At 37.6% G+C, this 14,351-nt stretch carries 12 protein-coding genes, 2 rRNA genes and 1 other annotated feature; all 14 genes read right to left on the minus strand.

The window, feature by feature from the left end:
• Nucleotides 1-2 precede the first annotated feature (2 nt).
• The gene (gene cysE, locus NYQ66_RS12725) at nt 3-638 is read right to left on the minus strand and encodes a serine O-acetyltransferase (protein WP_259870022.1); all 636 of its coding nucleotides are present in this window, start codon (nt 636-638) and stop codon (nt 3-5) included.
• 140 nt (nt 639-778) lie between these two features.
• Nucleotides 779-995 (minus strand) — a binding site (T-box leader).
• 83 nt (nt 996-1,078) lie between these two features.
• Nucleotides 1,079-2,545, minus strand: coding sequence for a glutamate--tRNA ligase (gene gltX / locus NYQ66_RS12730; protein WP_259870023.1), 1,467 nt, complete (start codon nt 2,543-2,545; stop codon nt 1,079-1,081).
• Nucleotides 2,546-2,611: 66 nt separating this feature from the next.
• Entirely contained in the window at nt 2,612-3,088 is a 477-nt protein-coding gene (gene ispF, locus NYQ66_RS12735; protein WP_259870025.1) for a 2-C-methyl-D-erythritol 2,4-cyclodiphosphate synthase, read from the minus strand.
• Between the two features lies 1 nt (nt 3,089).
• A complete protein-coding gene (gene ispD / locus NYQ66_RS12740) occupies nt 3,090-3,779 on the minus strand; it encodes a 2-C-methyl-D-erythritol 4-phosphate cytidylyltransferase (protein ID WP_259870034.1) in 690 nt (229 codons plus the stop codon).
• A gap of 154 nt (nt 3,780-3,933) precedes the next feature.
• On the minus strand, nt 3,934-5,043 hold the full coding sequence (locus NYQ66_RS12745) for a PIN/TRAM domain-containing protein (RefSeq protein ID WP_259870026.1): 1,110 nt from the start codon (nt 5,041-5,043) through the stop codon (nt 3,934-3,936).
• A 162-nt stretch (nt 5,044-5,205) separates the two neighbouring features.
• Complete coding sequence (disA, locus tag NYQ66_RS12750; RefSeq protein WP_259870027.1) at nt 5,206-6,279, minus strand: DNA integrity scanning diadenylate cyclase DisA; 1,074 nt, start codon at nt 6,277-6,279, stop codon at nt 5,206-5,208.
• Complete coding sequence (gene radA / locus NYQ66_RS12755) at nt 6,280-7,656, minus strand: DNA repair protein RadA (RefSeq protein WP_259870028.1); 1,377 nt, start codon at nt 7,654-7,656, stop codon at nt 6,280-6,282.
• A gap of 665 nt (nt 7,657-8,321) precedes the next feature.
• Nucleotides 8,322-10,751 (minus strand): ATP-dependent protease ATP-binding subunit ClpC, encoded by a 2,430-nt coding sequence (gene clpC, locus NYQ66_RS12760; protein ID WP_259870029.1) that lies wholly within the window; start codon nt 10,749-10,751, stop codon nt 8,322-8,324.
• 13 nt (nt 10,752-10,764) lie between these two features.
• Nucleotides 10,765-11,835, minus strand: a complete 1,071-nt coding sequence (locus tag NYQ66_RS12765) for a protein arginine kinase (protein ID WP_259870030.1) — start codon at nt 11,833-11,835, stop codon at nt 10,765-10,767.
• Nucleotides 11,835-12,383, minus strand: a complete 549-nt coding sequence (locus NYQ66_RS12770) for a UvrB/UvrC motif-containing protein (protein WP_259870031.1) — start codon at nt 12,381-12,383, stop codon at nt 11,835-11,837. Before NYQ66_RS12770 ends, NYQ66_RS12765 begins: the two co-directional genes overlap by 1 nt.
• A 21-nt stretch (nt 12,384-12,404) precedes the next feature.
• Nucleotides 12,405-12,863, minus strand: coding sequence for a CtsR family transcriptional regulator (locus tag NYQ66_RS12775; RefSeq protein ID WP_259870032.1), 459 nt, complete (start codon nt 12,861-12,863; stop codon nt 12,405-12,407).
• A gap of 170 nt (nt 12,864-13,033) precedes the next feature.
• The gene (locus NYQ66_RS12780; RefSeq protein ID WP_259870033.1) at nt 13,034-13,732 is read right to left on the minus strand and encodes an MgtC/SapB family protein; all 699 of its coding nucleotides are present in this window, start codon (nt 13,730-13,732) and stop codon (nt 13,034-13,036) included.
• Between the two features lie 345 nt (nt 13,733-14,077).
• A 5S ribosomal RNA gene (gene rrf, locus NYQ66_RS12785) occupies nt 14,078-14,193 on the minus strand.
• Nucleotides 14,194-14,264: 71 nt separating this feature from the next.
• Nucleotides 14,265-14,351: ribosomal RNA gene (locus NYQ66_RS12790) — 23S ribosomal RNA — on the minus strand; the annotation flags it as partial.

Raw genomic sequence — 14,351 nt, forward strand, 5'->3', positions numbered from 1 at the left:
ATCTACTCCTTTAGCTCACTTAGCTCTTTTTGTAAACGTTCAATTTCACCTTGCATTTCCTTGAGAAGTTCTGATACAGGGTCAGGTAGTTTATGATGGTCAAGATCCTTTCTTACTCTTTGACCATTTTGGATAACAACCCTTCCTGGGATACCTACGACAGTAGAATGATCTGGCACATCATGTAAAACTACGGAACCCGCTCCAACTTTGGAACTCTCACCTATTGTAATGGAACCTAGCACTTTTGCACCTGTAGCAATGAGGGCATTATCCTTAATTGTTGGGTGACGCTTGCCCTTTTCTTTTCCTGTACCGCCCAATGTAACCCCCTGAAATATCGTTACATTGTCACCAATCTCGCAGGTTTCACCAATCACTACTCCCATTCCATGGTCAATGAAGAATCGCTTGCCAATGACAGCACCAGGGTGAATTTCTATTCCCGTCAGAAAACGACTAATTTGCGAGATCACACGCGCAATAAAAAAGAATTTCTTTTTGTAAAATAGATGTGCAATTCTGTGTGACCATATGGCATGAAGCCCTGAATAAGTAAGCATTACTTCAAAATAAGTTCGCGCAGCAGGATCTTGATCAAAAATAACATCAATATCTTGTTTTAATAGTTTAAACATCTTAGAATAGAACCTCCCTTCCCATACAATTCTTGTCTTAGTATTTCCGAAAAAATGTATAGCAATTAGAAATGTGTGTAACGTGTCTGATTCCATAGAACATTTTTAACGTACAAAAAAAGCGCCTCTATGTTGTTAAACACAGAGACGCTTCACGCGCGGTTCCACTCTGTTTGGAGAAAATCCCCCAACTCTAAGCTCTTTATAACGGTAAAGTAAACCGCCTTTGCTTACTATTTTCAGCAAAGGACTCTGAGGTGCATTTCAAAAGAAGGATACTTTGAGTCACTCGCAGCCTTTGGTGACCCTCTCTGTGTAAGCTCTATTCTTCCTACTTATCCTCATCTTCGTTCCTATATTTAACTAATTTATCTTTTTATGATTTGTAATAATACTATATTACATTTCCACTTATTTGTGAAATGTTTTCGTTGGTGTATTTAACCAATTTTGTTCAAAACGGAAGCTAATCTAGTTTGAACTACATCTAATCCAAGTAAATGAATAGCGTTTGGCAATTCAGGACCATGCACCTCACCAGTAGTCGCTACACGAATTGGCATAAATAGCTTTTTGCCCTTTTGTTTCGTTTCTTTCTGCGTTGCTTTGATTTGAGCTTTAATAGATTCTGGTGTAAACTCTTCTGCTTCTGCCAGTTTATCGGAGAAAACTTTTAACACTTCCGGTACTTGTTCTTCGTTTAACACTGTCATTGCTTCTTCTGAATAATCAATTTCCTCTTTGAAGAACAAATCTGTTAACTCGACTATTTCTGCACCGTAGCTCAATTGCTCTTTATATAAGCTAATCAATTCAATAGCCCACGCACGTTTCTCTTCATCCATATCTTCTGGCAAACGCTCTGCTTGTACTAAATGAGGCAAGCTCAAAGCTACTACTTCTTCTAGTTCTGCCGCCTTAATATATTGATTGTTCATCCACTTCAGTTTTGCCGGATCAAAAATAGCTGGGGAAGTAGATAAACGTTCTGGATCAAACATGTCAATGAATTGTTGTTGTGTAAATATTTCTTCTTCACCAACAGGTGACCAACCAAGTAAAGAAATAAAGTTAAATAACGCTTCTGGAAGGTAACCTAAATTCTTATACTGTTCGATAAACTGAAGAATGTGCTCATCACGTTTACTTAACTTCTTTCTATTTTCATTTAATATTAACGTCATATGTCCGTATTGTGGTGCTTCCCAACCAAACGATTCAAAAATCATCATCTGTTTTGGTGTATTAGAGATATGCTCTTCTCCTCTAAGTACGTGAGAAATCTTCATCAGATGATCGTCAATTGCAACAGCAAAGTTGTAGGTTGGAATGCCGTTTTTCTTCACCATTACCCAATCACCAAAATCACCAGATTCAAACGTAATTTTATCTCTTACAATATCTTGAAACGCATAGGTCTTGTTGGCAGGGACACGAAAACGAATACTTGGTTTTCTACCTTCCCCTTCAAATTGACTGATTTGATCGTCTGTTAAATCGCGATGTGCTCCAGAATATTTTGGAACTTGTCCATTTGCTTTTTGTTGTTCACGTTCTTGCTCTAGTTCTTCTTCTGTCATGTAGCATTTATAAGCAAGGCCACGCTCTAACAACTCATCAACGTACTTTTGGTATAGATCAAGACGCTCCATTTGACGATACGGACCGTAGTCTCCGCCAATGTCAGCACCTTCATCCCACTCTATGCCTAGCCACTTTAAGTAGTTTAACTGGCTTTCTTCACCACCAACAACATTTCGCTTTTCATCCGTATCTTCCGTGCGAATAATAAATTTTCCACCTAAATGTTTCGCGTATAAATAATTAAATAGTGCTGTTCTAGCATTTCCTATATGTAAATGTCCTGTTGGACTTGGTGCATAACGCACGCGTACTTCGTTTGTCATCCTTATACCCCTTTCAATCCTGTCCGATCTATTTGTTAGTATACTATCATTTTTCTTTGTGATTTCCTAAGCCTTTTGCAACAAAACAACCGCTTGTGCTGCAATTCCTTCTTCACGTCCAGTGAAACCTAACTTTTCTGTTGTCGTTGCTTTAACGTTAATTTGCTCTACCTCTACTTCAAGTATGCGCGCAATATTTTCTCTTATATCCATAATATGTGGTGCCATCTTTGGTTTTTGTGCAATTACTGTACAGTCCATATTACCAAGGGAATACCCCTTTTGTTTTACGATATTCCAAACATGTTGAAGTAATTTAGCTGAATCCGCATCCTTAAAGTTAGGGTCTGTGTCAGGAAAGTGCTTGCCGATATCCCCTTCCCCAATAGCGCCTAAACAGGCATCTGCGATTGTATGTAACAATACATCCGCATCTGAATGGCCTAATAATCCTTTGGCAAACGGAATATGAATACCACCAATAATACACGGTCGTCCTTCTACAAGTTGATGTACATCAAAGCCTTGTCCAATTCGAAACATGTTATATCTCCTTTATTCCACTCTTTAAGATAGAATGCGCTCGTTCCAAATCTTCTGGAGTAGTTAGTTTTATATTTTGATAACTCCCCTCTACAATCTGAACTGGATAACCCAGCTTTTCTACGAGTGAAGCATCATCCGTACCGATAAACGCTTCGTCTAGTGCTGATTTATGGGCTTTATATATAAGATCAAACTGAAATGCTTGCGGTGTTTGTGCAGCCCATAGCACCGATCGATCTAAGGTAGTTAATTTTTCGCCGTTTCGTTCTTTGATTGTATCAGTTACCGGCACTGCTAGAAGTGCCGCTTGTTTTTGACTAGCGACTTCCGCAAGCTTATGTAAGTGATCACGCGTTACAAAGGGTCTTGCACCATCATGAATGAACACGAGACTTTCAGGATCATTGATAGAACGAAGCCCCTTAAACACACTCTCTTGCCTTTCAGCGCCTCCTTCAACAATACAGATGTCCTTCTGCAATGAAAAACCGTCGACTAGCTGTTCAATTCTTTGTTTTTCCCTACTATTTACTACAAGTACAATGGACTTACACCACGCATCTTTCGCAAATACTTGTAATGTATGTATAATTAACGGTTGATCTACTAGCGTAATAAACTGCTTATTCTCACCAGCATTCATCCGCTTGCCTTGACCAGCAGCTAATACAATTGCGATATATTCAATCATAAATAATCCATCCTAAGCATAAGATCTATTTGTGCATACTTGTACATATCAATGACACGACTTAGCTAATAATTTATACTTTCTAAACGTAAAACAAAAGCGATAACAACTTGTTATCACTTTTTGTTTACCTTTATAAGTTATACCCTTTTCACAGTGCTTTTTCAAGTAATTTTGGTTTAGCAAATATCATTCTTCCTGCTGAAGTTTGCAAGACACTTGTTATTAACACTTCAATTGTTTTACCGATGTAGTCTTTTCCTTCTTCTACAACGATCATCGTACCATCGTCAAGGTAAGCAACACCTTGGTTTTGCTCCTTACCATCTTTAATGACCTGTACTGTTAATTCTTCACCAGGTAATACTACCGGTTTAACAGCATTGGCAAGATCGTTAATATTAAGTACTTGAACATTTTGAAATTCACAGACCTTATTTAAGTTAAAGTCGTTGGTTACTACAATACCATTGATGACTTTGGCTAGCTTCACCAATTTACTATCCACTTCCGATATTTCTTCGAAGTCACCTTCCCAAATTTCTACATTTACAGGAAGATCCTTTTGCATTCTATTCAATACATCTAGACCTCTCCGACCTCGATTACGTTTCAACACATCGGAAGAGTCAGCGATATGTTGAAGTTCCTCTAATACAAACTGCGGAATAAGTACAGTTCCTTCTAGAAAACTAGTTTGACATATGTCTGCAATTCGACCGTCAATGACGACACTAGTATCTAATATTTTCACCTTTGGAAGTTCTAGAGCATTGTCCTCATCATCAAACTCCGAGGCTTTCTTTTTATCTTTTTTCGCTATCATTAGTAAATTCAGAAATTCATCTCGTCGTTTGAAACCAACCTGAAAACCAAAATAACCTAATAGAGCGGTTAGAAAGATTGGTACCACTTGGGATACAAATACAATATTTAGATCTTGGATCGCAGCATTAAGGAAATAAGCAATCGCAAGCCCAATTATAATTCCTAAACTACCAAACAAAAGGTCTCCAACCGGAGCTTTAATTAATGTTTCCTCAAACCATAAAAAGAAATTGACAATGTAATCCACAAACCAAAATGTTAATGAAAATAAGATAAGTGCGCCTAAAACTAGACCAACAGAATGAGCAACATACTGTGCGTCTAACCAGCTACCACTAGTAAAACTTATCAAGCTTATCAAATCTGGAATATATAAATATCCAGCGGTACCACCTGCAATAATAATAAATAACTGCACGATTCTTTTTAGCACCACGGTCACCTCCTAACCATTATTATTTCCATTTTTATAATTATTAACCGATATAAGTACAAAATTCTATTAATTTAAACTAACACAATTACTAGTGTCCGTCAAATTGTCAAATTTTAAATTTTAACACAATACTAAACCCAAGTCAATTTTTGTAGTTCTTTAGATATGTCTGTCGATAAATAGTTGCTCCTGAATTCTATTTAGACCATTTTTAATTTTTTCTGCTCTTACCTCTCCAATACCATTTACTTTTACAAGACGCTCAGATGGTGCTTTGGCGATTTCGTCTAATGTTCCAAAGTCTTTCACCAAATAGTCAATAATTAACGTTGGAAGCCTTGGAATCTTATGCAGAATACGGTAGCCCCTTGGATAGATGATCTCTTCCATATTTGCATTTAGCCCATACCCTAGCAGTTTTACAACCTTGGAATCATCCATTACTTCAATCTGTGCAACTTCTTTTACTTTTTTTAATACCTTATGATAATCCATGTCTTCAGGAACACAATAATCTTTAATGAGTAACATCGCTTCATCCTCTATATTTGACACCAATTCCGTTAATTGAAGTTGAATAAGTCTACCTTCCGTTCCCAATTCATTTACATAGGACAAAATCTCTGATTTTATACGAAGCACCATTTTAATTCGATGAATGACTTGAATCACATCCGTAAGTGTCACGGAGTCTTCAAATTCTAATGCGCCTAAATTCGTAATTCCCTGGTCTAATACTAGTTTGTATTTTTCTAGCGTTTGTAGTGCTTGATTTGCTTTTGTCAGAATAACTCCTATATCCTTGAGTGCATATCGGATATTTCCTTTATAGAGTGTAATCACGTTTCTTCTTTCAGAGATAGCAATTACTAGATTTCCCGTTTGCTTCGCTACCCTTTCGGCAGTGCGGTGTCGCATCCCGGTTTCTTTCGATGGTATGGATGGATCGGGTATTAGTTGAACATTGGCAAATAGAATAGACGAGCCATCTCCATTTAGAATGATTGCACCATCCATCTTCGCTAATTCATATAAACTAGCTGAAGAGAAAGGGGAATGAATTGCAAAACCTCCATCAACAATACTTTCCATATCTGCGTTATAACCAACAACAATTAATCCGCCTGTTTTTGCACGAAGAACATTTTCTATTCCTGATCGTATTGGCGTGCCAGGGGCGATGAACCTTAACATATCTCCTATGATTGTATATTCTTGTTGCTGCCTTTCCATTTATCTTCCTCCTAAAGCCGCTTTTAGTGCATCATGCACTGTATTCACACCAACTACCTCTATCCCTTCTGGCACCTTCCACCCTTCTATATTTCTCTGTGGAATAATCGCACGTTTAAAACCGAGCTTTGCCGCTTCTTGTACGCGTTGCTCTATTCGTGAAACTCTCCTGATTTCTCCTGTTAATCCAACTTCTCCAATTAACACATCATCAGGATTTGATGGTTCATCTTTAAAGCTAGAGGCAATGCTTATGGCGATAGCTAGATCAATGGCAGGTTCATCTAACTTAACCCCACCTGCGACTTTCACATAGGCATCTTGGTTCTGAAGTAATAATCCAACTCTTTTTTCTAGCACCGCCATCAAAAGTGGTACGCGGTTGTGGTCAATTCCTGTTGCCATTCTTCTCGGGTTTCCATAGCTTGTGGGAGAAATAAGGGACTGTATTTCTACTAATACTGGCCTACTTCCTTCCATCGAGGCAACTACAGTCGATCCTGCTGCACCTTGGGAACGCTCCTCTAAAAATATTTCTGAAGGATTCATTACCTCACGTAGACCTTCTTCTTTCATTTCAAAAATACCCATTTCGTTTGTACTTCCAAACCTGTTTTTTACTCCTCGTAAGATTCGAAACGTATGATGACGTTCCCCTTCGAAGTACAAAACAGCGTCCACCATATGTTCTAGTAAGCGTGGACCTGCAATGGAACCTTCTTTTGTCACATGCCCAACAATAAAAATTGGAATATTCTTTCCTTTAGCTATGCGCATTAACTCACTTGTACATTCACGAACTTGTGAAACACTTCCGGGTGCACTTGTGACTTCCTCACGAAAAATCGTTTGAATAGAGTCGATTACAATAAAATCTGGTTCTATCTTTTCTATCTGATTGGAAATTTCGAGCAAATTTGTCTCAGCTAAAACAAACAAGCTATCAGCAGTTACCCCTAATCGGTCTGCTCTAAGCTTTGTTTGACGTGTTGATTCTTCCCCCGAGATATACAATACTTTTAATTTCTTACTCGCTAATTGGTTAGAAACTTGTAATAAAAGTGTAGATTTCCCGATCCCTGGATCTCCACCTATCAATACTAATGAACCAGCAACAATTCCTCCACCTAATACACGGTTAAACTCGGTCATGTTCGTGGTAATACGCGGCTCTTCTTTTGATTGGATACTTGTGATACTTTCAGGCTTTGATTGAAAAGATTGCGCTGTTCCCATTATATGTCTGGATGATTGCTGTGATGCTACCATTTCTTCCACCATAGTATTCCACTTACTACACCCAGGACATTTTCCCATCCATTTGGGTGACTCATAGCCACATTCCTGGCAGACAAAAACTGTTTTCTTTTTCGCCAAACGAATCGCTCCTTACATCTATGTCTATTTTATACGAATAAAATGACAGACAAGTTACACATATCTATCATTTTGTTTAAGTTTTTTACTCTTTTTATGATTTGGCTTATTGCGTGTTTGTTGTAAAATGCGACGTAACTATAGTAGCCGCTAATCTATGTTCGATGTTGGCGGCTATGGGATCCGTTATTTGTCCGAAATCTTCGTTTATATTATTTTAGCGGCTACCAGATCCCTTATTTGCCCTGATTTCATTGATTACCTGGGCATTTTGCTAAAATAACGTACTGTATAGCCGCTTAGATTTTAAATCGGCCTAAAACAGGAAAATAAGGTCTCTCATAGCCGCTCAGAATTCTAAGGAAATCTTGGCGGTCATGAGATCCGTTATTTGCCCTAATTGCATTGATTTCGATAGCATTTTGTTAAAATAGCGTACCGTATGACCGCTCAGATTCAATATCGGTCAAAAAGAGGGGAATAAGGTCTCACATAGCCGCTTGCGTTGTATGAACTCATTATTTTTGCGTTACGACGCAGTCTATAGAAAAACCGGCATTAAAGTAAAGGTCATGCTTTTCTAGCTCTATCATATCAAAATAGAAAAAAATCGAAAGGCAGGACCTTTCGATTTTTAACGTATTGGAGTCAGTAAAATCTTTTTATTAGGGCGTAGATATAGCAAATTGATCTTCCGCATCAATATCAATTTTGATTTTCTGACCTTTTTTAATCGTTTCTTTTAAAAGTGATTCAGACAGTAAGTCTTCCACGTTCTTTTGAATGGAACGACGCAACGGTCTCGCTCCATATTCTGGGTCAAAACCTTCATCGGCAATTTTCGTGATGGCTTTATCCGACAGTTCGAAATCTATTTCTTGTTCTTTTAATCGTTTCTGTAACTGATCTACCATTAACGTAACGATATCTTTCATATGTTTTTTTTCAAGTGAATGGAAGACAATTGTTTCATCAATTCTATTTAGAAATTCAGGTCTAAACGCTTTTTTCAATTCACCTATTACCTTAGAGCGCATACCTTTGTAGTCTTCTTCTTCGTCACCTAAATTAAAGCCAACATATTTGTTGCTTTTTAGCTCACTTGCACCTACGTTAGAAGTCATAATTAAGATCGTATTTCTAAAGTCAACCACTCTACCTTTTGAGTCAGTCAATCTACCATCCTCTAGTACTTGTAGCAAGATATTAAATACTTCTGGGTGTGCTTTTTCTACCTCATCAAGCAAGATAACAGAATAAGGCTTTCTTCTTACCTTTTCCGTTAATTGGCCACCCTCATCATAACCTACATACCCCGGAGGTGAACCCACTAAACGTGAAGTAGAATGTTTTTCCATATATTCAGACATATCAATTCGGATCATGGAATCTTCATCACCAAACATAGACTCTGCAAGTGCACGTGCTAATTCTGTTTTACCAACACCGGTTGGTCCTAAGAAGATAAATGAACCAATTGGCCTTTTTGGATCTTTTAGTCCTGCTCTTGCACGACGGATTGCTTTTGCTACTGCTTTGACAGCTTCGTCTTGACCAATAACTCGATCATGCAAAATATCTTCCATATTTAGTAATCGTTCACTCTCATCCTTGGTTAGGGATGATACTGGTACTCCAGTCCATGTGGAGACGACGCTTGCGATATCCTCCACTAATACTTCTGAGCTTTCTTGCCCTTGCTTTTCTTTCCACTCGTCTTTTGTTTTTTCTAATTCTTCTCGTAAGCGTTGTTCACTATCTCTTAGTGAAGCAGCTTTTTCAAATTCCTGACTTTGAACAGCAGCATCTTTTTCTTTCCGTACCTCTTCTAACTTCTGTTCCAATTCTTTAAGGTTTGGTGGCGCTGTATAAGAACGTAAGCGAACTTTTGAACCCGCCTCATCAATTAAGTCAATTGCCTTATCAGGTAAGAATCGATCGGTAATGTATCGATCAGAAAGCTTAGCAGCTGCATCAATGGCATCATCTGTAATGGTTACGCGGTGGTGTGCCTCATAGCGATCTCGGAGTCCTTTTAATATTTGAATCGTTTCTTCCATCGTTGGTTCATCTACTTGAATTGGTTGGAATCTACGTTCTAAGGCTGCATCCTTTTCGATATACTTACGGTACTCATCTAACGTTGTAGCACCTATACATTGCAGTTCACCACGCGCAAGGGACGGCTTTAGTATATTGGATGCATCAATTGCACCCTCTGCTCCACCTGCTCCAATTAATGTGTGTAATTCATCGATAAATAAAATGATATTTCCTGCTTGGCGAATTTCCTCCATTACCTTTTTCAGGCGATCTTCAAATTCACCACGATATTTCGTTCCGGCAACTACCGTACCCATATCTAGTGTCATTACGCGCTTATCACGCAATATTTCAGGAATCTCATTATTAACAATTTGTTGGGCTAACCCTTCTGCTACCGCTGTTTTACCAACACCAGGTTCACCAATCAATACAGGATTATTTTTGGTACGACGACTAAGTACTTGAATAACACGCTCGATTTCTTTCTCACGACCAATAACAGGATCGATATTACCCTCTTTGGCGATTGCAGTTAAATCTCTAGCCAGTGAATCTAATGTTGGTGTATTAGCTGCTGCTTGACCGCCTCTACCATGCTGACCTGCTGTAGACTCATTACTACCCAGTAATTGAAGCACCTGCTGACGTGCTTTATTAAGACTAACTCCAAGGTTGTTTAGTACACGAGCAGCTACACCTTCTCCTTCACGAATTAGACCTAATAAAATGTGTTCCGTGCCAACATAAGAATGGCCAAGTTTACGTGCTTCATCCATGGAAAGTTCAATTACTTTTTTTGCTCGAGGTGTGTAATGAATCGTTTGAGACATCTTTTGTCCCTTACCAATCAACTGTTCTACCTCTTGTTGAATTTTTTCTGTTTCAAGGCCAAGTGTATTTAATGCTTTTGCTGCAATTCCTTCGCCTTCACTTACTAATCCTAGCAAGATATGTTCCGTTCCAATATTGTTATGTCCAAGTCTAACAGCTTCCTCTTGCGAAAGTGCTAGAACTTTTTGCGCTCGTTCTGTAAATCTACCAAACATCATAAACGCATTCCTCCTAATATGAATTTTCTAAGTTTAGTCGTTCTCTTATTAACGATGCTCTTAGTACATCTCTATCTTGAGGAGATAATGATTCTTTTGCATATTGTTGTAAGAATCCAGGTTGCGTCAATATCATTAACTCATTCAATATCGTTCTAGACACATTGGTGATATACCCCATATCAATACCTAACCTAACATCGGATAGGCATTTAGCAGTCTCTTTAGATTCTATGATACGACTGTGCTCTAATACACCATAAGACCTAAAAATTCTATCTTCCAATTGAACTGCTCGTTGGTCGCCTAACATTTGCCTTGCCTTTCTTTCCTGTTCTATAAGCTTCTGTACGACACTTTTTAGGTCATTTATAATATCATTTTCCGATCTACCAAGCGTAACTTGGTTCGAAATTTGAAAAATATTGCCCAATGCTTCGCTACCTTCGCCGTAAATACCGCGCACTACAAGACCAAGTTGATTAATCGCTGGAATCATGCGGTTAATTTTCTGTGTAATAGCAAGAGCTGGTAAATGCATCATAACCGATGCACGGAGACCTGTTCCCACATTGGTTGGACAACTAGTCAAATACCCTCTGTTTTCATCAAATGCAAAATCAATTTTCTCCTCTAACCAATCATCCATTTCAAATGCATGTTCTAAGGCTTGTTCTAATTGAAATCCAGGAAAATATAATTGCACACGAAGATGATCTTCTTCATTCACCATGATTGAAACCTGTTCATTCTCAGAAATTAATACAGCACCTAAATCAGACTTCTCTGCTAGATGAGGACTAATTAAATGTTTCTCTACAAGAACGCGCTTTTCAATTGTTTTCAAATCAATCATTTTTACAAACTCTAGGTCATGATAGTTTTTAAAGGATTTTTGTTGAAAGTTATTTTTCATCATCGCTAATATTTCTTCCAACTCATCTTTATTTGCAATAATAGGGAAAGGGATGTCTTCAAAGTTTCTAGCTAGTCGAATCCTACTACTCATTACAATATCACTATCAGGTCCTTCTTCTTTCATCCATGGGCTAATTGCCTCATTCATAAACTTCTCTAGCGACATTACCACTCCCCCTCCCCTTGATCATGGTTTAGGTGTCTTTCGAGCGCTTTAATTTCATCTCTTGTATGAGCGGCTTTTTCAAACTCCTCATTCTTAATCAGTTGTTGTAGTTCCTTTTTTAAGTCCAGTAGCTGTTTCCTTTGATGTATATCAGTCCCTTTACGTTTAGGGATTTTACCATCATGTGTCGTGTTTCCACTATGCACTCGTCTAAATATCGGGTTTAACCGATCTGAAAACGTATGATAGCATGATGCACATCCAAACTTTCCTACATGCGTAAACTCTTCGTAAGTCATGCCACATTTGCTACACTTCAATGTTTTTTCTGGGGTAAAACTACTTTGCTTTTGTTCATTTAAAGACGAGGATTCAAAATTAAATAACCCCGAAAGAAGATCGTGCAATGAATAAGCTTCTTCCTCATAAGATACATACCCTTTTTCCTTAGCACACTGTTCACATACGTGAATCTCTGTTTTATCCCCATTAATTACTTTAGTAAAATGCAATGTAGCTGGACGTTCATGGCATTCTTGACACTCCATGTTCTAACCTCCTCACACCACTCAGTATTTTAAAGCAGTTAACATCGCAGTCATAATTCTAGACCTTATTTCATCACGAACAGGTAATTGAAATGCTAAGGTACTTCGATCTATAGCACTCACCATTATTCTTGCTTCCCGTTTTGTAATGATTTCTTCCTCTAGCAACCTTTCTAAAATATCTATAGTAGCTTGCTGGGTAACACTAGGTTGAATCATCTCTATAATTTCATCAATTAATTTTGCCTTATCTTCATTTGTGATCCTAGTAATACGTATATACCCGCCGCCACCACGTTTACTTTCTACTAAGTATCCTCTTTCAACGGTGAATCTAGTATTAATTACATAATTAATCTGAGAAGGAACGCATTCAAAACGATCAGCAATCTCACTTCTTTTTATTTCAATTGCTTTATGATTCGTGTTTTGTATGACTTTTTTTAAATACGTTTCGATGACATCTGTTATATTACTCACTCACCTTCCTCCTCTCTTCTTGACTTTGACTATATTTGACTATACATATATTATACTCCTCTTAAACGTAGTTGCAAATAAATAACTATCTATATTCTTACCTCTGTAAAAAAAAATAAAACCTAAAACCGCAATATATATTTCGCCAATTGATGACAACGACAAGCCTGCTATTGGATTTCAGTAACCTGTATGACATGTTCAATTTTTGAAATATAATCATACAATTGTAAATCGTCAATATGTGTTCCATTATCCAACTGAATAAGTATATTACGGTTTACACCCGAGTCCTTTTCCACTTCTAACTTCCTTATTTTCGTATCAAACTGATCTAACACTTTAAGTAAGTCGCCCATATTCATATCAGGTCCAATTAATATTTGAAATGAAATCTTTCCTCTACCTTTATGGAATCGCAATTCAAATTTGTTTAAAAAAACCAAGCTTAGTAAAATAACCAATGTTGTAAATAGTGCCTCCCCATACATACCAACACCAACTACTAATCCTAAACCCGCAACTGCCCATATTGATGCTGCCGTAGTTAATCCCCGAATGGTCATACCATTTACGATAATTGTACCAGCTCCAAGAAAGCCAATCCCGCTGATTACATAGGAAGGAATCCTTGCTGGATCAAAACGAACATTATCATAGTTATTGATAAATTCTTCAAATCCATATAAAGATAGAAGCATCATTAAACAAGAGCCTACTCCAACTAAAATATGCGTACGGAATCCTGCAGAATGATTTTTAAGCTCGCGTTCAAAACCTATGAGTCCTGATAATACCAGCGCAACAAGAATTCTAGAGGCAATCAGTCTAAACTGTTCATCAAAAACATATGTGGTTAAAAAATCCATTAAAATATCCCCCTATAACAACTATTTTACTATTCCCTATTTAGATAAGTATTAACATCTTATATGTATTATTAATATTTATGAAGAAAAACCAATGATCTTGTTTCATAATTAATTCTATTTTAAAAATGTATAGAGTAACTAAATATTTTATTTTAAACTAGTGAGAAAGATTTGTACAATAATAGGGAAGGATTAAGGAGGAACCTCATTTAAACGAATGAGTATAGGAGAGAGTGGTAGAATGGTGAACTCTATTGATGTTTTTAATAACTATTTATACCTCCTTTTCATATAATTACAGAAAAACCCTTAAGAAATTTAATTTCTTAAGGGTTTTATTTTGCCTAGCGACGTCCTACTCTCACAGGGGCAATGCCCCAACTACCATCGGCGCTGAAGAGCTTAACTGCTGTGTTCGGCATGGGAACAGGTGTGACCTCTTCGCTATTGCCACTAGACCAATATTCAGGATGTAATACCCTGAAAACTAGATAAGAATTTGAACAAGAAACAAACATGGTTATTAAATTTAGTTAAGTCCTCGATCTATTAGTATTCGTCAGCTGCACGTGTCACCACGCTTCCACCTCGAACCTATCAACCTCATCGTCTCTGA

This window comes from Aquibacillus koreensis, assembly GCF_025154055.1.
In the GTDB taxonomy this organism is placed as follows: domain Bacteria; phylum Bacillota; class Bacilli; order Bacillales; family Amphibacillaceae; genus Aquibacillus_C; species Aquibacillus_C koreensis.